This is a genomic window from Flavobacterium sp. JAS (assembly GCF_020991455.1).
Lineage (GTDB): Bacteria > Bacteroidota > Bacteroidia > Flavobacteriales > Flavobacteriaceae > Flavobacterium.
Genome location: NZ_JAJMOX010000015.1, coordinates 38,932 through 63,043, shown reverse-complemented (window position 1 = coordinate 63,043; position 24,112 = coordinate 38,932). Strand labels below are relative to the sequence as shown.

General features: G+C 34.9%; 18 protein-coding genes. 9 read left to right on the top strand and 9 right to left on the bottom strand.

Annotated elements, in window-relative coordinates; translation table 11 throughout:
• Nucleotides 1-167 precede the first annotated feature (167 nt).
• Entirely contained in the window at nucleotides 168-2,024 is a 1,857-nt protein-coding gene (locus LPB88_RS21135; RefSeq protein ID WP_230717646.1) for a beta-galactosidase family protein, read from the bottom strand.
• Between the two features lie 34 nt (nucleotides 2,025-2,058).
• Entirely contained in the window at nucleotides 2,059-3,096 is a 1,038-nt protein-coding gene (locus LPB88_RS21130; RefSeq protein WP_230717645.1) for a phosphotransferase enzyme family protein, read from the bottom strand.
• Nucleotides 3,097-3,743: 647 nt separating this feature from the next.
• Here LPB88_RS21130 and LPB88_RS21125 point away from each other — a divergent pair.
• From LPB88_RS21125 to LPB88_RS21115, 3 genes are all read left to right on the top strand, one after another.
• A complete protein-coding gene (locus tag LPB88_RS21125) occupies nucleotides 3,744-4,097 on the top strand; it encodes a DUF1622 domain-containing protein (RefSeq protein WP_230717644.1) in 354 nt (117 codons plus the stop codon).
• 354 nt (nucleotides 4,098-4,451) lie between these two features.
• Entirely contained in the window at nucleotides 4,452-5,282 is an 831-nt protein-coding gene (locus LPB88_RS21120; RefSeq protein WP_230717643.1) for an ATP cone domain-containing protein, read from the top strand.
• Between the two features lies 1 nt (nucleotide 5,283).
• Nucleotides 5,284-6,639 (top strand): MBL fold metallo-hydrolase, encoded by a 1,356-nt coding sequence (locus tag LPB88_RS21115; RefSeq protein ID WP_230717642.1) that lies wholly within the window; start codon nucleotides 5,284-5,286, stop codon nucleotides 6,637-6,639.
• 85 nt (nucleotides 6,640-6,724) lie between these two features.
• On the opposite strand, the gene LPB88_RS21110 is transcribed toward LPB88_RS21115, so the two are convergent.
• The 3 genes from LPB88_RS21110 to LPB88_RS21100 form a co-directional block, all read right to left on the bottom strand.
• A complete protein-coding gene (locus LPB88_RS21110) occupies nucleotides 6,725-7,171 on the bottom strand; it encodes a hypothetical protein (protein ID WP_230717695.1) in 447 nt (148 codons plus the stop codon).
• 109 nt (nucleotides 7,172-7,280) lie between these two features.
• Nucleotides 7,281-7,991 carry a hypothetical protein gene (locus tag LPB88_RS21105; protein WP_230717641.1) on the bottom strand — a complete coding sequence of 237 codons (711 nt, stop codon included), beginning with the start codon at nucleotides 7,989-7,991 and terminating at the stop codon, nucleotides 7,281-7,283.
• A 300-nt stretch (nucleotides 7,992-8,291) separates the two neighbouring features.
• Nucleotides 8,292-9,707: a PLP-dependent aminotransferase family protein gene (locus LPB88_RS21100; RefSeq protein ID WP_230717640.1), complete on the bottom strand. Its 1,416-nt coding sequence runs from the start codon at nucleotides 9,705-9,707 to the stop codon at nucleotides 8,292-8,294.
• 96 nt (nucleotides 9,708-9,803) lie between these two features.
• Here LPB88_RS21100 and LPB88_RS21095 point away from each other — a divergent pair, with 96 nt between their 5' ends.
• From LPB88_RS21095 to LPB88_RS21070, 6 genes are all read left to right on the top strand, one after another.
• Nucleotides 9,804-10,721: a DMT family transporter gene (locus LPB88_RS21095; RefSeq protein ID WP_230717639.1), complete on the top strand. Its 918-nt coding sequence runs from the start codon at nucleotides 9,804-9,806 to the stop codon at nucleotides 10,719-10,721.
• A 17-nt stretch (nucleotides 10,722-10,738) separates the two neighbouring features.
• A complete protein-coding gene (locus LPB88_RS21090; protein WP_230717638.1) occupies nucleotides 10,739-11,347 on the top strand; it encodes an FMN-binding negative transcriptional regulator in 609 nt (202 codons plus the stop codon).
• A gap of 16 nt (nucleotides 11,348-11,363) precedes the next feature.
• On the top strand, nucleotides 11,364-11,870 hold the full coding sequence (locus tag LPB88_RS21085; RefSeq protein ID WP_230717637.1) for a GNAT family N-acetyltransferase: 507 nt from the start codon (nucleotides 11,364-11,366) through the stop codon (nucleotides 11,868-11,870).
• 613 nt (nucleotides 11,871-12,483) lie between these two features.
• Nucleotides 12,484-13,941: an NAD(P)/FAD-dependent oxidoreductase gene (locus tag LPB88_RS21080; protein WP_230717636.1), complete on the top strand. Its 1,458-nt coding sequence runs from the start codon at nucleotides 12,484-12,486 to the stop codon at nucleotides 13,939-13,941.
• Between the two features lie 95 nt (nucleotides 13,942-14,036).
• Entirely contained in the window at nucleotides 14,037-14,918 is an 882-nt protein-coding gene (gene fdhD, locus LPB88_RS21075) for a formate dehydrogenase accessory sulfurtransferase FdhD (RefSeq protein WP_230717635.1), read from the top strand.
• 67 nt (nucleotides 14,919-14,985) lie between these two features.
• Complete coding sequence (locus LPB88_RS21070) at nucleotides 14,986-17,349, top strand: FdhF/YdeP family oxidoreductase (protein WP_230717634.1); 2,364 nt, start codon at nucleotides 14,986-14,988, stop codon at nucleotides 17,347-17,349.
• Nucleotides 17,350-17,551: 202 nt separating this feature from the next.
• Here the strand turns inward: LPB88_RS21070 and LPB88_RS21065 are convergent, their stop codons facing one another.
• The 4 genes from LPB88_RS21065 to LPB88_RS21050 all read right to left on the bottom strand — a co-directional run bounded on the left by LPB88_RS21065 (nucleotide 17,552) and on the right by LPB88_RS21050 (nucleotide 24,081).
• Nucleotides 17,552-17,860, bottom strand: a complete 309-nt coding sequence (locus LPB88_RS21065; protein ID WP_230717633.1) for a hypothetical protein — start codon at nucleotides 17,858-17,860, stop codon at nucleotides 17,552-17,554.
• 60 nt (nucleotides 17,861-17,920) lie between these two features.
• Entirely contained in the window at nucleotides 17,921-18,859 is a 939-nt protein-coding gene (locus tag LPB88_RS21060; RefSeq protein ID WP_230717632.1) for a Dyp-type peroxidase, read from the bottom strand.
• A gap of 187 nt (nucleotides 18,860-19,046) precedes the next feature.
• On the bottom strand, nucleotides 19,047-21,119 hold the full coding sequence (locus LPB88_RS21055) for a cytochrome c biogenesis protein CcdA (protein WP_230717631.1): 2,073 nt from the start codon (nucleotides 21,117-21,119) through the stop codon (nucleotides 19,047-19,049).
• 145 nt (nucleotides 21,120-21,264) lie between these two features.
• Nucleotides 21,265-24,081 (bottom strand): pitrilysin family protein, encoded by a 2,817-nt coding sequence (locus LPB88_RS21050; protein WP_230717630.1) that lies wholly within the window; start codon nucleotides 24,079-24,081, stop codon nucleotides 21,265-21,267.
• Between the last annotated feature and the right edge of the window lie 31 nt (nucleotides 24,082-24,112).

Here is a 24,112-nt window from a genome sequence, read left to right as displayed (position 1 = left end):
TATTTTGAAATATTTTGCGGTATTTATTTAAAAAAAAGCATAGAAAGAGCTAGAATTAAACCAATGTGGCTTAACCTTGTAAAAATCTCAATTGAAAAAAAATGTATTATTATGATTATCAGCCTGTAGCAGCTTTTTTGACTGCAACAGGCTTTTTTGGCGTTTGCTTAGCCTTTTTCAGGTTGCAAACTTTCTAATATTGGGTTTTCTAAAGTTCCTACCGATGTTTGAATCTTGTCATTTTTTTGTTCGAAAATCACAATCTCATTAACACCTTCTTTTAACCAGCATCCCGGCACGTATAAAGTTTGTTGCGGCCCAACACTCCAATAACGACCGATATTGATTCCGTTAATAAAAATTATTCCTTTGCCCCAGTCACGCATGTCAAGGAAAGCATCACCCGTTTTACTCAGGTTAAAAGTTCCCTGATAAACAGTAGGAAGTCCAACTTTAGCCGTGTTCTTGGCATCTGCTAAATTAGGCACAACATCCATTGGCAATGAATACATATTCCAATCTCCGGTGATGGTTTGTCCGTTAATGATTACCGGCGAAATAATTCCTTTAGTACTGTTTATGATATCGGCACCATAATTAATACGTCCCATATTTTCTACAATAATATCCAAAGTGGCGTTAAAAGGCACATCAATCATGCAGTCGTATTTTTTATAATAACGATTCAATTCGGCCACTTTTACTCCGTTTACATAAACAATTGCATAATCACGAAGTCCTTTTAGTTCTAATTTTCCGCTAATAGGCTGTTTGAATTTTTTGCTATACCAAACATAGCCATGACCTTGGTTTAAATCTTCAAAAGTCAAAGGAGAATCTGCAGTAACCGGTTTTACTTTACTCTTGAAATATTCCAGACTTACTGCTTTTGTTAATTGGATGTTCGGAATTGTAATTACCGGAATCTTTGCAGGAACTTCCGGCGTTTTAGGATTTTTTAATAGCATACGTAAAGCATTGTATTTTTCTGTTCCCCAGCCTGCTTCGCTTATTGGTGCATCGTAATCATAAGTTGTTAAATCTGGCTGAATATCATGGTTTCCATCATAATTTGCTCCAGAAGTAAAACCAAAATTAGTTCCTCCGTGAACCATGTAATAATTGAAAGAAACACCGCCATCAAGATATTTCTGAGTTTGTTTTACAACACTTTCTGTAGAAACTTTCGGAAATTCCTCTGCCCAATGATCTAACCAACCCGGATAAAATTCGGCAACCATATACGGTCCTTTTCCGCCATTGTATTTATTGACAACTTCTTTTAATTTGGTAACATCATCTTCTCCATTTGCAGTTGGTAAAGCCCCAGGAAGTGCACCTCCTTCAAACAGCCAGCTTCCATCAGAAGTAAAAAAGGGCACATTGAAACCTGCGTCTTTTAATTGCTGAAAAACTGCAGCGCTATATTTCTTATGCTCTTCTAAAGGTATATCCTTACGCTGCGCCACATAAGATCCAAATTCATTTTCACCCTGAACCATAATTATAGGCCCGCCATTCGTAATTAATAGTTTCTTTACCTGACCATAAAGTGCTGTAAAATAAGATTTTGTCGCTGCCAAGTATTGCGGATTATTACCTCGAATAACCATTCCCGGAACTTTTTGCAAGAACCATGGATATCCTCCAAATTCCCATTCGGCACAAACGTATGGCCCCGGACGCAGAATAACGTACAGTCCTTCCTCTTGTGCAATTTTGATGTACTCTGCAATATCTTTGTTACCTGTTTTAAAATCCCAAACACCAGGTGCTGTTTCATGATAATTCCAAAAGACATAAGTTGCCACAGCATTCAGTCCCATGGCTTTCATCATTTTTAATCGATGACGCCAATATGGTTTAGGAATACGTGCATAATGCATCTCGCCACTATGAATCTGAACTGGTTTACCGTCTAAAACAAAATTACCATCAGTAATAGCAAATGTGTGTTTAGTTTGACCTGTTGCGTTTACCGCTAACAAAAGGAATAAAAACAAGGTAAAAAGACTTTTTTTCATTTGAAACTATTTAATTTTAATGGGCTTGCCATTGTTATGCGTTAATTTTCATTTTCAAATACAACTGTACACTATCCATAAGTTTAATTTGCGTTTTGGCTCTCACCAGATTCTGATCTTCGTATGTTGTAGTGTAATAACTATCATTGTTTAAATAATCGCCCAGAAAACGGCAGGCTTGCTCAAAAAGAATTAATGGTAAACTTAAATGAATGTTTTTCGCTTCTTCTTCTGACATGAAAGAAGCCGCTTGATCAATATAAGCCTTCATAAAAGCTTCATATATTTCGATATCGAAACGCACTTTAGACAAATCCTTTTCTTCTTCTGTAGAAGTGTTGGTACCTGTTCTTAATGCATCGCCAATATCATGAAAAATACTTCCCGGCATTACCGTATCAAAATCAATGATGCACAGAATATTTCCATTTTCATCAAAAAGCATATTCATAATCTTGGTATCATTGTGCACTACCCGCATTGGTATTATACCCGTATTTATAGCCGTGGCAACGTCTTCTATATTTTCGAAATTAGATTTTAAGAACTCAATTGATGCTTCTGCTTTTGATAGTCTTTCTGTCGAAGCTTTTTTTATACTTTGCTCAAAATCATGAAACCTTTTTATCGTATTATGAAAATCCGGAATTGTATATTCTAAATCCGAAACCGGAAAATTGAGCAATGCTGTATGAAACTTAGCCAAATAAGTACCTACCTGACTCGCTACAGCATTCGAATCAATTCGATCCAAAACCACTGACGGAATGTAAGTTGAAAGCTGCCAAATCGCTTCGCCGTGTTTGGAATAAAACCGTCCTTCTCTATTTTCAATAAATGTCAAAGTAGGAAATCCGTTTGCGTTTAGATAACGAGTGGTTTTTATCTTATTATTCAATAAAGCTTTTATGTTTGGAAATACAACCTGATTCATTTTCTGCAAAATATAATCTGCATCTGCAGTCTCAATTTTATAGGTACTATTAATCAAGCCACTATGTATGGTTGTATAACCAAGGATTGGTTTGTCCAGATAAAAATCTTTAAATACGGTCTGAATTATTTCTTCCATATTATATTTTTATACGTTTGACAATGAAACAATTATTTAGTAATTTCTTCTTCATTCTTTTTATTATTATCCTACTTTTTGAGAGTCGTTTTTCCATCAAAAAATGATGGTTTATTCTGTTTTACTTTTCTATTATAAAATCGCGAAAAAACAGCTGTGCTGAAGGCACAGTTATTTCTTAAAAAAAATAAAAAATGATGCTAAAAAAGTACTTTTAGCATTTTTAATTTAAAAATAAGACAATATAATTCACAATTTGATGACGAATATATATATTATTTTTTAATAAAAAAATGAAAATTAAAAAAATGTGCTCGTGCACATAAAATTAGTGTTATCGAGCACACGTAAAAGCACTTATTGACTGGGCTCAACAACTTTTGTTAATTTTTGTTTTTATTAGATGTAAGAAAAATAAAGTATCTTTTTTTTACCTTTAAAACTTAAAATCAGTAAATTAGTTTGAGATTAAACAAAAAAAATCACCATTCAACTTAAAATTTGAGCGGTATTTTATAATTCAAAGCGAAAATTAAGTAGGCTCATTACATTTAAAATAAATGAAAACCCTTTATATTGATAAAAAGTCTCATTAGAGTTTAGTCCTGAAAATGCCTAAATTTGTATAAGCAGCTAATTATAGAAAAATGGAAGAAATAAAACTATATATTGAATATGTCGCAAAAGCTATAGAAATAGCCGGTATCATTACAATAATCATAGGAATACTATTAGCAATGGGTAAATTTATTTTGGCTTTGCAAGGAACAGTTACCCGTTCTTATATAATATTGAGACAAGAACTTGGTAAAGCCATTTTATTAGGATTAGAAATATTGGTTGCCGGCGATATCATTGGAACCGTAGTTACCGAACCAACAATGGATCGTGTACTTTCGTTAGCTGTAATTGTATTAATAAGAACATTTTTAAGCTTATCACTTGAAGTAGAAATTGAAGGAAGATTTCCTTGGCAAAAAAGAGAAACTAACGAAAAATAAGAATTTAGTTTTCACACTATTATACAAATTCAAGTACATAAAACATTAATAATCAAAAACATTTTCCGAAATTTGTTAGTACAATAAACAGATTATTCCTTTAGTTGCTCTTTTTTACTTCTTGAAAAATGTTTCAACTAAATAAGATTCATTATCACAAAAATGGAATTTTAAAACTTAGCATTGCCAAATAAAATGCTATTCCTGCCGCATACCGCTTGAACAAATTACAGTGCCCTGATAAAGAAAGTTTGCATCATTAGATACAACAAATGTAATTCAATATTATTTGATGGTATAACCTATTTTTCTTTTAAATTAAACGAAATCAACTGGTAAAACTCATTGTCTATTATGAAAATAACGAAACATTCGGGCCATAAAGTACCTTTCGATAAAGAAAAACTAAAACTTTCTCTTGAAAAATCAGGAGCGAGTAATGATCTTATAAATGAATCTCTGGCAGAAATAGAAAAGCGAATATATGACGGTATAACTACAAAAGAAATATACAAACTGGCCTTTGATTTTTTGAAAAAAGCATCAAATGGACATGCGGCACGTTACAACATCAGGCTTGCTTTACAATTGCTTGGCCCGGCAGGGTTTTTCTTTGAAAAATACATTGCAAGATTGTATGAAGCTGATGGATTTAAAACGAAAATAAATTTAACGCTGCTAGGAAAGTGTGTATCGCATGAAGTTGACATAGCAATCTTGAAAAACAACATGATATCTATGGTCGAATGTAAGTTTCACGGCAGTCGGGAAGCTTCTACAGATGTAAAAGTACCCATGTATATTCTTTCTCGTTTTAACGACCTAAGAGCAAGACAACACCTCATTTTTTCTAATAATGAAAGTATTAGTTCCTGCATTATAGTAACCAACAATCGTTTTACAAAAGATGCACAGGATTTTGCTAATTGCAGCGGAATTTCTCTTTTAAGCTGGGATTATCCACAGAATAACAATCTCAAAGATAAAATAGACAAAGGCTCTCTTTACCCCATTACCTGTCTTACAACACTATCAATGGTTGAAAAAGAAAAATTGCTTATTCTGGATCAAATACTTGTCAAAGATCTTCTTCACGATTCGCAAAGTCTGTATAAAATCGGACTTAGCAATAATCGGATTAAAAATATACTAAAAGAAGCTTCACAACTTTGTAAACATTTTTAAAATGAAAATAAAATTTATAGGAGGTGCTGGAACTGTAACAGGTTCAAAAACCCTCATCGAAACTAACGGCTTTAGAATATTGATTGATTGTGGTCTTTTTCAGGGTCTTAAAGCACTTAGAGAACTCAACTGGGATCCATTGCCTATTTTACCCTCTACAATAGACTGTGTCCTTCTTACGCACGGCCACCTGGATCATTGCGGCTGGCTGCCCCTACTCGTTTCTCAAGGATTTAATGGTAAAATATACTGTACCGGTCCAACCAAATCAATAGCCAAATTGGTTCTTTTGGATAGTGCTAAAATTCAGGAAGAAGAAGCCAATAGAGCTAACGAAGAATCTTATTCTAAACATACGCACCCGGAGCCACTCTATACAGTACAGCAAGCTGAGGCTGTTACTCCGTTTTTTAAAATTATCCCGCCAAATACATCTGTAGCAATCACAGATGATATCACAGCTGTTTTTGAAAATGCTGGACATATCATAGGTGCCTGCAGTATTACACTAACTCTCGAGGGTAAAACGTTAGTTTTCTCAGGCGATATAGGGCGAGATGACGATGTATTGATGTTTCCGCCAACAAAACCCACTATGGCAGATTATCTCTTTTTGGAAAGCACTTATGGAGACCGACTTCATCCTGATTTAGATGTAAAGAAAGAACTGGAAACGCATATAAACAATACTATAAAACAGAAAGGAACCGTGATTATTCCCGGCTTTGCCGTAGAGAGAGCACAATCGATAATGTATTTATTATGGCAGTTAAAAACCGAAGGCAAAATCCCAGATATTCCCTACATACTCGATACTCCAATGGGAGTAAATGCATTTCATGTATTTTTAGAAAATATGCAATGGCACAAACTTTCGATCGATGATTGCCATCAAATGTCTAAAATGTTTACTATTGTCTCTAATTTTGAAGAAACAGCACGTATTATCTCAAATCCACAGCCCAAAGTGGTCATTGCTGCAAGTGGTATGGTGACAGGCGGACGCGTATTATCCTATTTTGAACATTATATTGGCATTGAAAATACAACGGTTATTTTTGTTGGCTATCAGGCAGAAGGCACACGTGGAAGAAGACTTCTTGAAGGAGCAGACGAAATTAAAATATATGGAAACTACTATAATGTAAGGGCTAAAATATTCCAAATCGAAGGACTTTCCGCACATGGAGACCAGCAAGATCTCTTAAACTGGCTTTCGGCTCTTAAAAACACTCCCAAATGTGTCTATTTAGTGCATGGCGAAAATCTACCGGCTGATGAGCTACGTATTAAAATTCAGAAGCATTATGGTTATAAATGCAGTGTTCCGTTAATGGGAAATGAAATCGAGATTTAGGCTTTCTTTGCCTTCTTCATACAAACAAAAAGCCCATTTCGTGAGAAATGGGCTTTTTATATATGATCTATTACTTCTATTTCAATTAGTTCAAATCATTGAATTCATGTAATGATTTCAATGTACTTTCGTAAAATAAAATTGCTGCAATTAAATTTCCTTTATCAGAATATGGCATCATTTTTCTTTGAAAATCAACTGTTGTATCTAAGAAAATTGTAGTACCTTCTGCCTGAGTATCTAATACTTTTTTGTGTTCACTATCGTCCGGAATACCTAAGTCTGCCATAGTAACACCTGGTTTTGTAACCAAAGCAATATAAGGAAGAGTTTTCACTAATACTTTAATACGCTCAATGTATAATTCTAACAATTCTCCTTTTTGCATACCGCTCAATTCTTTTTGATCATGGTATTTGCGAATTAAAGCTGTTGTACTGATGATACTTCTTGGAGCATTTTTTGCCTGTGCTGAAATAGCGCCAGTTGTCAAAAAGAAAAGGGCACTTAGTATAATAATCTTACTCTTAATTTTCATAATGTAGTTGGGGTTGTTAATGAAACAAAAATATATAAATTAACTTAAATTACAACTTTATTGATTTCTTTTTTTTGAAAAAAATTTAACAATTGGTTTTGTACTATTCTATCGCGCCATCATAAGTAAGGGTATCTTTAGAAAGCCCCGAAGTTTTATAGCTGTTTTTTCCTTCTTCCGATTTGATTATTCTAAAACGTCCTGGATATTTTTTTATCCATATACTCTTTTTATTACCATAATAATCCATAAACTCTTCGCAAACAAAAACGGCATGTGCTGTTGACCATGCAACTACTCCACAAAATTCATTTCCTGATTCTCGCTTTAGCTTTTCTATCTGTTTGCCTTTTTCGAATCCTAAATATTTATAAATTGTTGGGGTATATACTTCGCCATCTTCTAAATCTTCTAATGCTCTGGCAAAAGTAGATTCATTATCAACAATCTGCTTGTATTTTGCCATCACAGCATAAGCTAATATTGCATATTCAGTAATTTCTTCGCTCTCACAATTGTCTTTTATAAATACAAAACCGGCAGAAAATTTCGCTTTATCTAACTCTTCTTTTTTCAGATTAAAGGAAGCGTTATTTTTTAGTGTTATTTTTTGCAAACTGTCGTTTAATTTTTCAGTCACAAAAAGGTTGTCTAATCCATAAATATTTAAAGAAGCTTTAATTAAAGCAATCGATGAACAATTTGTACGTTCTCCTTGTTTAAAGCTGTCAAATATTTGATCAGAACTCAATTGTGCATAAGTGGCAGAACAACTAAAAATGAAAAATAAAAATATTGAGTTAACAGATTTCATTGTCTTTAGATTTTACATTTGTTTCCCAACTATTTTTTGGGAGTACATAGATTCTACAAATCTATAAAAAATCAACTCATATTTTTTTTTACGTCTTAACTTTTATCAAAAATTACAAAATAACCACTTACACCACTCTTTTACAGCATCTTAACACAACCTAACTAATATTCAAAATCTAAGAGACTTTCTTCTTATTCATCCAAATCAAACATTGGAAAAAATTGTTAGTTCGCTTAGTATAACAATGATAAGTTCTTTTTTCTAGCAATAGAAGGCAAAAAATAGTACCTAAATAATTTATGAAAGTGTTTTTGCCAAATCTCCCAATTCTTTCAGTTTTAACCTAAGTTCGTCCGTCCATGGTAAACCAATACTAAGGCGCATACAATTTTCAAACTGATTTTGTAAAGTAAACATTCGACCCGGAGAAATACTTATGCCGTGTTTTATAGCCAAATCATACAATTCAACAGTATCAATATTTTTATTAAACTCCACCCAAATCGCAAGTCCCCCTTGTGGCCGGCTCGTTTTGGTTCCTTCCGGAAAATATTCCGCTATTGCCTCAACATAATTTTGATAGTTTTGCTGTAAGGTCCGACGAAGGTGATTCAAATGATTTTCATATCTTCCTGTTTTTAAGAAATTACCAACTGCTTCCTGAATAATAGAAGTCGAAGATATGGAATGTACGAGTTTTAATTTCAATATTTTGTCTTTGTATTTTCCCGGAGCAATCCAACCAACACGAAATCCCGGTGCTAAAGTCTTGGATACAGAACTACACCACAAAACGTTACCATCAGTATCAAAAGATTTACAGCATTTTGGGCGCTGTGAACCAAAATACAAATCGCCATAAATATCATCTTCAATTAGAGGTATATTATTCTTTGACAGGATTCTTACAACCTCTTTTTTGTTTTCATCAGACATGCAACTTCCTAAAGGCGTATTAAAATTTGGAATCAACAAACAAAGATTGATTTTTGAAACAACTGCTTTTAATACCTCCAGTTCTATTCCTTTTGTTGGATGTGTCGGTAATTCTAACACTTTTAACCCTAAACTAATGGCAAGTTGCAAAATACCCGGATAACAAGGACTTTCTATTGCAATCGTGTCCCCTGGTTTTCCTAAAGCCATTAAACAAAAAGACAAAGAATTCATTCCTCCACTTGTAGTGATCAGATCATTTTCATGTAAATTTCCGCCCCACGCCAGAGATCTTACAGCAACCATCCTTCTTAATTTAACATTGCCCTGCAAAGGTTCATATTCGGTACCACCCTCTTTTAATTCACGGGTAGCATAAACAATCTCCTTTTTTAACTTGGCAACCGGCAATAAATTTCCCGAAGGAATACCAATAGAAAACAACGTAAGATCTTCACGTCCCATGTTTGAATAAACTTTGGTAATCAACTCATCAGGTTCATTATTATTTGCTACAAGAGAAGGACTACTTACTTCTGACAGCGGTAAATTTAAGTACGTTAACTTGCTCACCAGAAATCCCGATTGCGGTCTTGATTCTACTAAAGATTGTGCTTCCAATTCCCAAAAAACCCGTTTTGCCGTATTCATACTAATGCCATGATCCTGACACAATGCTCTTACAGATGGCAATTTATCCCCTGATTTTAAAACTCCATTTCTAATTTGAAATGCAATTCCGTTTGCAATTTCAATATACTTAAAGGTCTTACTCATTATTTACATTTTAAACTGTATCCATGCAAATATACAAAATTGATACTGTGCTTAATTTTTACTCCTTCATAATTTTGTTCAGATATAAATTAAACCATGAAAAACACCAACATTAATAATTCAGTAGAAAACACATCAGGCGGATGGATAAACGGCTTTATTGGTGTAGTAATATTCAGCGGATCTTTGCCAGCAACCCGAATTGCCGTTTCAGATTTTAATCCACAATTTTTAACCGTTGCCCGAGCAGCTATTGCGGGTTTGCTTGCCCTTTGTCTTTTAGTACTTTCTAAAGAAAAACGACCAACGCAAAAACAAATATTCCCGTTAATTATTGTTTCATTAGGCGTCGTGATCGGTTTTCCTCTACTCTCAGCTTTGGCGTTACAATATATTACTTCTGCCCACTCGATAGTTTTCGTGGGAATCTTGCCTTTATGTACCGCTATATTTGGCATAATCAGAGGTGGAGAACGTCCGCCCCGAATATTTTGGCTCTTCTCTGTTATTGGAAGTCTTATAGTAGTTGGATTTGCCATTTCTCAAGGACTCACTGCTTCGCCAATTGGTGATCTCTTTATGTTATTAGCAGTTATTTTATGCGGACTTGGATATGCCGAAGGCGCAAAACTTTCAAAAACATTAGGCGGATGGCAGGTAATTTCCTGGTCGCTTGTGTTGTCCTTGCCTCTTATGATTCCCCTCACTTTTTTGCTTCAGCCGGAATCGTTTTCAGAAATAAAAACAACTGCGTGGATAAGTTTAGGCTACGTTTCGCTATTTAGTATGTTCATTGGTTTTATATTCTGGTATCGCGGACTTGCTCAAGGCGGAATCGCAACTGTAGGGCAATTACAATTACTGCAGCCGCTTTTTGGCTTGGCATTAGCCTCAACATTATTACACGAAAAAGTGAGTATTGGCATGTTAGGAGTTACCGCAGGCGTTGTGCTTTGCGTAGCCGGAACTAAGAAGTTCTCCAAAAAAGCAGAACCAGCCAAAAGCTACAATTAACTCTAAAATAATACAATATGTTTATACCTAATATGTTTAAATTCGAAAGCGAAACTGATAAAATTGCTTTTATGAAACAATACAGTTTTGCAACCATAATTACAAACAAAGACAATGTTCCGATTGCGACACAACTGCCTTTTATAATTGATGAACGCTCCGGTAAATTAATATTAAGCGCCCATTTTGCAGCAGCTAATGAACAAACTAAATACATCGAAGCAAATACGTCTTTGGTAATTTTTTCTGAACCTCATGCTTATATTTCTCCTTCGCATTATGATAAGGAACAAAGTGTTCCTACCTGGGATTATATCACGGTACACGCTTACGGAAAAGCAAAAATCATAACAGATGAAGATTCTAAAATTAAAGCCTTAGAACAAATGATCCAGTTCTATGATAAAGATTATATGAAACAATGGAACACTCTTTCTGATAAATTCAAAAAAGGAATGATAAAAGGCATAGTTGCTTTTGAACTTGAAGTCTCTGATTTACAAGGACAAAAAAAACTCAGTCAGAACAAATCAGAAATTGAAAGAAAAAGAATTATACAGGAACTTGAACAAAGCAATAATACCGCAGAAAAAGACTTAGCATCCTATATTAAAAACACTCTTTAAACTAAATTTTATAACAATGCAGATAACAAATTGTACCCTAGCCGATATTGAAAAAATTGCTGAACTTTATGAAGTAGCACGACAATATCAAAAAATAAAATTATCCACAATCTGGCCAGTATTCAGTCACAATCTTATTGAAACCGACATTAATGAAAAACGCCAGTATAAAATTGTTATTGATAATGAAATAGCCTGTATCTGGACATTAACCTATAATGATCCGCAAATTTGGGAAGATAAAGACAATAACTTTTCAATATACATTCATCGTATCGCTACAAATCCATCCTTTAGAGGACAAAACTTAGTCGCTATTATCATAAAATGGGCTAAAGAATACGCTCAGGAAAACAACAAAAAATTCATCCGATTAGATACTGTAGGTGAAAATTTAGGATTGATTAGCCATTATAAAAAACTAGGTTTCGATTTTTTAGGTTTATTTGACTTAAAAGACACCAGCGAACTGCCAGAACATTATCATAATGCAGCAGTAAGTTTATTTGAATTATCAGTCTAGATAATTTTTATGCTTAACTAATATCCTGTTGGATGTATTATTAATGTTTCTATGTACAATGTCATTAAATTAAGCTTTTTTTAGCGAATTATACTTAATCTTTTTTTCGCAGGAGACGCAAAATCGCCAAGTTTTTTTGCCACTCCCGATAGCTATCGGGATGTACAGATTAAAAAGATTTTGTTTCACGCAGATTATACAGATTTTAGCAGATTTATTTTAATTATAATCTGCGTAGATCTGCTTAAATCTTTTTAAATCTGCGTGAAAAACTCTTGTTGAAATTCACCGCATATTTTAACTGCCACAAAGAAAATGGGATAAACTTTGCGATTTTGCGCCCAATAGCTATCGGGAGCAGATTTATTTTAATTATAATCTGTGCAGATCTGCTTAAATCTTTTTAAATCTGCGTGAAAGCCATCACTCCTATCCAATTTCTTTAAATCTCACCTAAAATGGTTTGAAAATTGTATTTTTGCAATCATTCATAAAGAATGCTAAAGCTAAAAATCCAGCATTTTTTTATGTCTTTTTATCCCATTGAATCAATCTCTAATAATGATTGATTTATCCAGCCAGGATACAAGTCAATATCAAGTAAAAAATCGAAGTGAAAAAAGTAGAAAATAAAGAAACAAACTGGACGATTTGCGAAGACTGTCTGGGACGCGGTAAAAAAAGTCGGGGAATTACCAATAAAGCACGACTTCGCTATCAGAAAGCCTTAGAGCAATTTGAACAAACCAATGGTGAAGGAATACCTCCTGTTCCTCCAAAAGGACATCAGCATATCTGTTTAAAATGTTCCGCTTCCGGATTGATTCCTGCTGCAGAACCTCCTGTTGCCGACAATGAAAACTATCCACACGTTGCTATTATTGGTGGTGGAATTGGCGGTACAGCTCTGGCTATAGCTTGTTTACACCGAAAAATTCCTTTTACGATTTATGAACGCGATACTAGTTTTGATGCCAGATCTCAGGGTTATGGACTTACTTTGCAACAGGCTAGTAAAGCCATCGAAGGATTGGGTATTTTTTCACTGAAAGATCGTGTTATTTCGACAAGACATTTGGTTCATACTACCGAGGGAAAAGTAATTGGAGAATGGGGAATCAGAAAATGGATACAATCCGAAGAGAAGACCTCTACAAAACGTTCTAATATGCATATTGCACGTCAATCTTTGCGCTTAGCATTACTTGAACAGCTTGGCGGACACGATGCTGTACAATGGGGACATCAATTAATCGATTTTAAAGATCTTGGAGATAAAGGTGTCGAATTAAACTTTCAGGTAAATGGTGAAGTAAAAACCACCAAAGCCGATCTTATAGTTGGTGCAGACGGCATTCGAAGCACGGTACGAAAATTAATAATTGGTGAGGATATTTCTCCTTTGCGTTATCTGGATTGTATCGTAATCTTAGGAATTTGTCCCTTGAATGCTCTTGAAAATCTTGACAATTCTTTACTCGATTCCGCTACTGTTTTTCAAACTGCCAATGGCAATGAGCGAATTTATATAATGCCTTACACAGCAGATTCTGTGATGTGGCAGCTTAGTTTTCCAATGTCCGAAGAAGAAGCTAAAGCCTTAAGCGCCAAAGGCCCTAAGGCACTCAAAGAAGAAGCTTGTCGCAGAACACAATGGCATGATCCTATTCCACAGATTTTATCAGCAACTCAGGAAGCTCAAATTTCAGGATATCCTGTATATGACCGCGAATTACTACAATCAGAATTATTGGAGAAAGCCGGAAAAACAACGCTAATTGGCGATGCAGCACATCCAATGAGTCCGTTTAAAGGACAGGGTGCAAATCAGGCGTTGCTGGATGCTTTGAAACTGGCTCGAAAAATAGTAAGAGGCTGCAGACCTTCCTCTCAATGGAGGGAAATTGGAATACGGAAAAGTGTTTTAACAGAGTATGAATCAGAAATGTTAGAACGCAGCGCTACCAAAGTAAAAGATTCAGCAGAAGCCGCACAGTTTCTACATTCTGATATTGTACTTCATGAAGGTGACGAACCCAGAGGAAGAATTTTGAAGAAAAAAGACTCCTAATATTTGTTCCGTATAGCATTCAATTATAAGAAGTAAGATATCTTTTTTAATCATTTATTTTCTTAAATTTACTTCTCTTTTTATAATCAACTTACATGGAAATGAATAATCTGGAATTAGTTTCCGTTAAGGAAGTACTAATTGAAAAAGTCGCTGGTTTTAAAAGTTCGGCAGTATCAGATATTCTTTCTGTCGAAGAACCTTTGGAAATCAAAATCCTATACGGATCTGAAAATCAAAGGATACAAAAAAACATATCGGTAACAATGCGCACTCCCGGCAATGATCCGGAACTTGCAGTAGGTTTTTTATTTACTGAAGGAATCATTTCATCTTACCAAGTTGTAAAAGAGGTCAGCCATTTACAAACAGGATGCACAAAACAAAAGAAAAACAGTATTCAGGTCGAACTTAAAGAAGACTTTGTTCCTCATTTAATGCAAGCGGACCGAAATTTTTATACCACTTCCAGTTGTGGCGTTTGCGGAAAAGGTTCTATCGAATCTATAAAAACCGTTAGTTCATTTAGTACTATAAACAGACCAAGGTTAAATATTTCTTTGGATGTATTATATCAATTGCCTCAAAAATTAAGAATAGCTCAAAGTGATTTTGCCAGTACAGGCGGTATTCATGCTTCTGGTTTATTTTCCGCTGAAGGAGATCTTATCCTTTTACAGGAAGATGTAGGAAGACATAATGCTCTGGATAAATTAATTGGTGCTGCTTTGACATCTGACCTGTTGTCATTAAACAAACATATTTTGCTTCTTAGCGGAAGAGCCAGTTTTGAGCTAATTCAAAAAGCGGCTATGGCAGGTATATCAGTTGTTGCGGCAATTGGTGCTCCATCAAGTCTTGCGGTAGAATTAGCCGTCGAATTTAATATGACACTTTTAGGTTTTCTCAAAGAAGATCGATTCAATATCTACAATTCTTGTGACGATGTAGTCATACAAACTTCTTATCAGGATTAAACCGATTAAGAATTAAAAAAGAACAAAAATCATCATTCTGTTAACGTGCTAATTAAATAAAAAAGCCATGAAAGAGGATCAACACGACAAAAATACGGATAATAAAAAACTACCTGACGCCGAAAATCCATACAGACTTTTAGACCTGAAATTAACAAAAGTCGAAGATTGGGCTGCAGGTATTCCTGCTGTTATGGCGGCTTTTAGTGATCTTATCGAAGAAAAAACTCTTGTTAGAGGAACACAAGCGCTATTTAAGATGAATCAGGTTGGTGGTTTTGACTGTCCAAGTTGTGCGTGGCCTGATCCTGATGATGAACGTTCTCCGCTTGGCGAATATTGCGAAAATGGTGCTAAAGCATTGGCAGAAGAAGCAACTACCAAAAAAGTTACAGCCGAGTTTTTTAAAGAAAATTCCGTTTATGATCTTGCTAAATTAGATGATTATCAGATTGGCAAAATGGGACGACTGACTGATCCGATGTATTTGCCTAAAAATGGGACACATTACGAGCCCATAAGTTGGGATGATGCCTTCAAAAAAATAGCCGAACATCTTAACGCACTGGAATCTCCGGATCAGGCGGCTTTTTATACCTCGGGAAGAACAGGTAATGAAACCTCTTTTCTGTATCAGCTTTTTGCAAAAGAATACGGTACTAATAATATGCCGGATTGCTCAAATATGTGCCACGAAACTTCCGGATCTGCTTTAAGACCAACAATTGGAATTGGAAAAGGTACTGTAACACTCGATGATTTTTATGATACCGATGTGATCGTAATTATTGGGCAAAACCCGGGAACCAATGCACCCAGAATGATGAGCGCACTATCGAGAGGTAAAAAGAACGGTGCAAAAATTATTGCTATTAATCCTTTGCCCGAAGCAGGTTTAATGGGATTTAGAAATCCGCAGGAAATAAGTGGCGTTATTGGAAGCGGTGTTAAACTGGCAGATCTTTATTTGCCTGTAAAAATAAACGGGGATATGGCTTTGCTAAAAGCTCTCGAAATTATACTAATTGAATTTGAAAAGAAAAATCCCGGAAAAGTCTTTGATTACGACTTCATCAAAGAAAAAACAACTGGATATGATGCATTTCTGAAACAGTTTGAAGATTATAATCTGGATGATCTTGCCCTGCTTTCAGGTGTTTCAAAAGAAGTAATTTATGAAGCTGCCGAAATATTAGCCTTCAAAAAACGAATTATAGTTTGTTGGGGAATGGGACTTACACAACAGCCAAACGGCGTCGAAATGATCAGGGAAATTCTCAATATTTTATTACTCAAAGGAAGTATTGGAAAACCCGGAGCAGGAGCTTGCCCAGTTCGTGGTCACAGTAATGTGCAGGGAAACAGAACCATGATGATTGATGAAAAACCTACTGACGAACAATTGGATCGTCTGCAGGCATTTTATGGTTTTAATCCGCCTCGTAAACACGGTTATGATGTTGTACGGGCCATTAAAGCTATGCAGGAAGAAAAAATAAAATTATTGTTTTGTATGGGAGGTAATTTTTTATCCGCAACGCCAGACACAACCTACACTGCCACTGCTTTAAGAAAACTTAATTTAACGGTTTGCGTCTCTACTAAACTCAACCGTACACACTTGATTCATGGACAGGAAGCCCTCATTTTGCCTACATTATCCCGAAGCGATATTGATATGGTGAATGGTGAAATTCAGTTTATAACTACAGAGAATTCGATGGGGGTTGTACAATCCTCAAAAGGAATGCTTAAACCGGTATCTGATAATCTTATTAATGAAACGCAAATTGTCTGTAAAATGGCAATGGCAACATTAGGAAGCAAATCAGTGATTAACTGGCAGCGTTATCATGATAGTTATGATGCTGTGAGAGATGATATCGAAAAATGTATTCCGGGTTTTGAAAATTATAATACAAAAGTGCGTCAAAAAGGAGGCTTTTATTTGCCTAATGCCGCACGAGAGGGACAATTTATCACCAAAAATTTTGGAGATCGCGCACCTTTTACATTAACGGCTGTACCAAACAACGAACTTGCTCCTGACGAGTATATGATGGCCACAACCCGAACACACGACCAGTTTAATACCACAATCTATGGGCTTGACGATCGCTATCGTGGTATAAAAAACGAACGCAGGGTAATATTCATGAATCAAAAAGATATTGAACAAGCAGGTTTTAAATCTGGCGACAAGGTCGATTTGTTTAATTATGATGACGATATCGAACGAATTGCGCCTTTATTTATCATTGTTTCGTATCAAATACCGGAGAGAAATACAGTTACTTACTTTCCTGAAACAAACGTTCTTGTTTCGGTTAACAATGTGGTTAAGGACAGTAATATGCCCGCATCAAAATATGTGAAGATTAAAATTAAAAAACACGATAGCACAATTTATGACCGAATAAATCAATTGTAATTTGATTGTACGGGTATAATTATAAGTAATGTCATTAAATTAAGCTTTTAGAGAATAAAATTAATCACGCGCAATCCCGATGGCTATCGGGATTGTGCGTGATTTAACAAAAAAACAAAATACAGATGAGCCAGCGTCAAAGTATGTGAAGATCAAAAGTCTATGTTTCTATGTGTTAAAATTTTATGCCCACCGTATTATTTTACTCTGGATTATTAAATGCTGAAGGCATCAATTCAATGTTATATTTACTGGCTACTTTTATCAATATTGGCATTAAAACAGAAGCTCCCGGAATCAATAAAAAAGGAATACCAATACCAATTATCTTGAACGAATCACAAAGTTGTGTTTTAAGGATATTTTCTTCTTCATCGCTTATTTTCCCTTCTTTTATATACTTCTGGATAATTAAGCCTGCCTCCTCTTCTCCTTGTCCTTCTTTTTTCAGATCTAATAAAAAGTGATGAACATTTTCTTCTATGATCGTGATCGTGGTTTCAATCTCCATAAATTTGCTTGGTTAGTTGTTCATCTTTTTATTTTGTTGCTCCTTAATTCTTAAAACAATTTAAGCATCAGCGGAGTAGTCATCTAATAAATCTAACGTAGGTACAAAAAACAATGTTCCGGTTTGTGCTGTACTAAAATCTAAAATTCGATCATAATTACCTGCTGGGTTTCCTATGAACATGTTTTCAAGCATCTTTTTTGTAGTGCTAAATTTACTCGCATAAGCAATAAAGTACGTTCCGACTTCTCCTTTTGAAGGATTTCCAAAAGGCATATTATCTCTTACAATTTTAAGATCATTACCATTTTCGTCTGTAATGGCGGTAAGAGCGCTATGAGAATTTGTTGGTTTCACATCATCAGCCATTTCTATATCGTTCATTTTAGATCTTCCAATTACTTTTTCCTGATCTTCGGTAGACAGGTTTTCCCAGTTTTTCATGTTGTGAAAGTATTTCTGAACAAACAAATAACTTCCTCCTTTGTATGCAGGATCTTCGTCTCCTATTACACCAAAAAAATCTCGTTCCTCGCCTATCGGATTTTCGGTACCGTCTACAAAACCAATGATAGAACGACCATCCCAATACCTGAATCCGTGAACTTCTTCAAGGCATTCTGCTACAGCTTCTAAAACCTTCGAAATAGCCATTGCCATATCAAAACAAATCGCTGCATTTTGGGCTCTTAAATGAAAATGAAGATCACCGGCAGTAGATTTTGCAGTATGTTTTACGCCAACAATGGGTTCAAAATTCACTAATTCCTTAGGTAAAGGCGTTGGTAAACCAAGCTTTATCCAGGCATCATGTCCAACACCCATTACACAGCTGGTTCGTCCGTCGGGGATTCTTATGGTATACGAATTATTTAAATTGCTTACTAATGCACAAAGTTTCTCAAATACAGACTTTATATTAGCCTCATTTTTAAATTTCCATACCATGAAAATGGTATTATTATTTGGATAATCAGTGACATTTTGCGATTGACTCATACTTGATTTTTATATTTTACTTGCTATTCAAATTTAAAGATAAAATTCTAAAGAAAGACTACTATCCGTAAATTAGAAATAGGTTTAAGTAAACTTAATCTTTTAAAATACGACAGAACCTTTAATCAAGATCTAAAACTAAAAAAAGTGCCAAATAATTCAATTTAGCACTTCTTTCTTCTTTTTTCTAAACAACTTTCAATCTACGCTTAAACAGCTTGTATTTAAAGTTTTTAATTCCTGTATTTAACCAATTGTAATAATTTTCAACGTCAGGATTGTACGCTGAAGGCTCGTTTAATTTTGTCTTATTATGATCTACAACTACATAAAAAGGCTGTGCATTTGCCTTATAAGTTTTAATTTGTAAATCGCTCCATTTGTTACCAATGGTTTTAATTTTCTTACCCGTTGTTTCCGAAACATATTGCTCATTTTCAGGCAATTCTTTTTTGTCATCAACATACAGCGAAATCAGAATCAGATCGTTTTTTAAAGCTCCTAATACTTTAAGATCAGACCAAACGAGTTCTTCCATTTTTCTGCAATTGACGCAGGCATATCCTGTAAAATCTAATAAAACAGGTTTTCCGGCTTTTTTTGCAAATTCCATTCCTTTGTCATAATCATGAAAAGTGATGATATTCTGTGCGCCATATTCGGCTCCTTCGGGCAAAGCAGACTTTATTTCGGCCGTACTTTTAGAAGCTCCAAATCCGTCAGGCGATTCGCTGTAATGTAATGGTGGCGGGAATCCGCTGATTAATTTAAGAGGTGCTCCAAAAAGTCCCGGAATCAGGTAAATGGTAAAACTCAAAACTAATACCCCGAAAGTCAGTCGCCCAACCGAAATATAATTTAATGGAGCATCGTGTGGCAAAGTTATTTTTCCAAATAAATAAAACGATAAAACTCCAAAAATGGCAATCCAGATTGTTAGAAAAACTTCTCTTTCCAACCAATGCAATTGCAGCACCAAATCGGCATTGGATAAAAATTTAAAGGCTAAAGCCAATTCTAAAAAACCAAGAACTACTTTAACTGTATTTAGCCATCCGCCAGATTTAGGCAACGCATTTAGCCAACCCGGAAAAGCCGCAAATAAAGAAAATGGCAATGCAATGGCGATTGAAAATCCTAACATTCCAACAATTGGTGCGATTCCGCCTTTGGAAGCGGCTTCGACCAATAAAGTCCCAACAATTGGGCCTGTGCAGGAAAAGGATACAATAGCCAAAGCCAAAGCCATAAAGAAGATACCTAAAAGCCCCCCTTTATCGGCTTGTGAATCTACTTTGTTGGCTATGGCATTTGGTAACATTATTTCGAAAGCGCCTAAAAATGAACAGGCAAAAACAATCAATAGAATAAAGAAAATGATGTTGAACCACACATTTGTAGAAAGTGCATTCAAAGAATCGGCACCAAAAACAGCCGTTACAATTGAGCCCAATAACACATAAATAACCACAATTGAAAACCCATAAATCATAGCATTTCTAATTCCGGCTGCTTTGGTTTTACTTTGCTTGGTAAAATAACTTACCGTCATTGGAATCATAGGGAAAACGCAAGGCGTTAGCAAAGCTGCGAATCCTGATAAAAATGCAAGTATAAAAATGCCTAAAAAACTTTTTGAATCACCACTTTTATGTGGTTTTCTAAACTCTTTTTGTAGCGTTGCAATTTCTTTAGAATGAACTTCATCCTGGGCAGTTTCTTTAGTTTCTGCAACTATTATTGAATCTTTTACAACGATATTCGTGGCTGTTTTTTCTACCGCTTTTTCTGCAATAACGCTTGTATTCGGGCTAACATTAAACTCCATTTCTTCGGTACTTGGCGGTAAACAATTTTCGTCATTACAAACCATAAACTCCGCTTCACTTTTGATTTTAAATGGTTTTGAACCAATGATTTTAATACGCTGTTTAAATGTCGTTTCTTTTTCAAAAAACTTAATTGGCATTTTAAAAACGGGGTCCTGAACCGTTTTCCCTTTTTCTTCTTTTACATCTCCAAGTAATTGAAAATCGGGACTCTTGGGAAAAGTAAAATGAGTTGGAATTGGTCCTCCGTCAGCAACGTTCTGACTGTATAAATGCCAGCCATTGTCTATAATTGCTTTGATATTCAATTCATATTCAGTATCCGATATTTTTTGTACACTCGGTTTCCACTTGATGGGATTATAAATTTGAGCTTTTGCCATTATTGAAAACAATAGCATAATACTCACTAAAAATATGTTCTTGTTCATGAAATAAAATTTTAAAAAAGAGGGCTGAATAGCAAAAAACAACCCTCCTTATAATCCGCTATAAAAATTTATTTGCTTACTAATTCAAAATAATGATTCATAGGGAATAATAATTAAACACTTTTGTGAAAAACCTTTTGAAAAACTATAATTGCGGTTTAAAAACAACTTCGTATGAATCTGCTTTATTGAGGAAAGAATTGGCAAAATCCTGAATATCCTTTGCTGTGATTCCATTGACAATATCCAAATAATTTTTTGGGTCATCCATATTTAAATTATTTTGGAAATAATTATAAATCAAATCCATACTATTAAAATTAAAATCTTGTTGATCTTTCTTTACTTTGATATAGTTGGTTCTAGTTTTTTCTAAATCTTCCTTTACAATTTCTCCTTTTTTAATCTTGTCCATTTCCTGATATACAATAGGCAATAAATGATCGACTTTGTTAGCATCACAATCAAATGCAATAGCAAGAGAAGCGGTCGGTTTTGGCAGTTTGACAACACTTGCTCCCACTTGAGCACCATAAGTTCCGCCCTCTTTTTCACGTAAACTTTCCGTATATCTCAAAGTCAGGATATCGCCAAGAAATGAAGCTGCGATTACATTTTTCTGATTATAAGCAAAATCCTCTGTGTATTTGATTTTTACCGAACTTTTTGGTGTTTCCATTTTTAGAAAAACATCCTTTTGAATTTTATTCGAAACCCATTTAACGGTATTATCCTTAAATTTTTCGTTTCTTTTAATTCCAGTAATACTTGCGATATATTTTTCTAATAAAGGCTTCAAAACCTCAGGAGTAACATCTCCAACGATATAAAATTCAAAATTAGCAATGTCAGCAAAACGTTCCAGATAGATTGATTTCATTTTATCAAAAGACAAATCATCAATATATTGCTGGTCCATTAAACGTATTTTTGGGTTGTTTTTTCCATAAACTGCATACGTCAGACTATCAGACATTTTTGAGTTGATATTTTTCTCTTTATTCTTCAAAGAATTCTGTTTTCTTTGTTTTGTCAAAGCATACATTTCAGGATCAAATCTTGGTTTCATAAAGCGTAAATAAACCAATTGCATCATGGTTTCTATATCTTTTACGTTTGTATTAGCCTGAATCTTTTCGGTCAAATTATAAATAGACACATTTGCTGATGCTGTTTTTCCTTTCAGAACTTTTTCTAAATCTGTATTCGAAAGTGATCCAACACCTGACATCATCGCCAAAGTTGTAGCGCCATCTACAGACGGAATATCTGCGGGCTCGTATAGCGAAGCTCCACCAAAACTTTCAGCTATTAGTGATACTTCTTTTTTGTTTTTATCAGCGAATTTGTAATGCACTTTTACGCCATTACTCAACACATAAGTTGTTGCGTCGATCGCTGCCGTTTTCTGTTCTGATACAATTTTCCCGGGCTTCAAAACGATATCACCCATAAGTGTTGTAGCGACAAAAGTGTCTACATACGGTTTTAAGGTTGGGTTGTTTTCCGCTTTAGCGATAATATCAAAAGCTTGTTCTTCATTCAGATTATTTTCGTTTTCTACTCCTGTAACACCAACAACTCTATTGTTTGCAGTGTATAATTCGTTTAATTGTTTCTGAAGAATTGCTGTATCTAAATTTTTCAGAATCGCTTTTTCCATTTCAAATTCAGCTGTAGGATCACTAATGATTTCATGTTTCAAATAATCATTTTTCACCATCCCGATGACGCTTTTATGCGAAATCTCGTTTATCTTTTCAAGGTAGTTTTCATAACCTGAAATGTCTTCTGCAACTGCTCTTTCGATTTCTCCTTTAGAAAAACCAAATTTAGAAGCACGAACCCATTCGTTCATTACTGCTGTAAAAGCGGCTTGTTGCTGATTGGGCTTTGGCGAAACACTAGCAAATAAAATATCGTTTAAACGGCTGTAATTTTGATACCCAATTTGTGCACCTTTAAACGGACAATCTTCTTTTTGTGCCATTTCGGCCAATCTGTTATTGATCAGTGAAAAGGCAATGCTGCGTTGGGTTGATTTTTCTAAATCAGCGAAAGTTCCGGTTGGTTTTTCAGCTTTGTGACGAATCATATAAATGATACTCGAAGAAGAAATTTCTTTGTCTAATGCCAATTTAAAAGTTGCTTTATCATTATCCGGAATTGCGATTTCAAAACGCTTTTTAGGGTTTACAGGTGTTGGAATATCTGCAAAAAGCTTCTTGATTTTTTCTTCGATTTCGTTAGCATTGATATCTCCTACAATGGCGATTGCCTGCAAATCCGGACGGTACCAATCTTTATAAAAATCTTTTAAAACCTGATATTTAAAGTTTTTGACAATTTCCATATCACCAATTGGTTTGCGGTCTGCGTACAAACAGTTGTTGTAGTAATATGGCGAAAGCTGATCGTAAATGCGTTGTCCTGCATTTTGTCTTGTACGCCATTCCTCCGTAATTACGCCGCGCTCAGCATCAATTTCTTCGTTGGTTAAAGACAAAAAGTTAGACCAATCGTGCAAAACCAATAAACACGTATCTACTACTCCGCCATCTTGCGACGGAATATTATCGAGGTTGTAAACGGTTTCATCTGTGCTTGTGTACGCATTGATATTTTTACCAAAAACAGCTCCTTGCTTCTGAAGTGTATTCAGGATTCCTTTTCCTTCAAAATGTTTGGTTCCGTTAAACGCCATGTGTTCCAGAAAATGCGCCAAACCTTTTTGTTGATCATTTTCGAGAATTGAACCTACGTTTTGAATGATGTAATAACTTGCTGTATTTTTATTTACCGTTGTTGGATAAATGTAATACGTCATGCCGTTTGGCAATACTCCTTTTTTTATTTTCTGATTGATTGCAATTGGGTCATTTGCCTTGAAATTCTGAGCACTTGCCTGAAATAATCCAATTACAAATAAAAAAACAAGTGTAGACTTTTGTTTATAAAACATATTATTTTTCTTTTTATCTAGTTGATAAGTA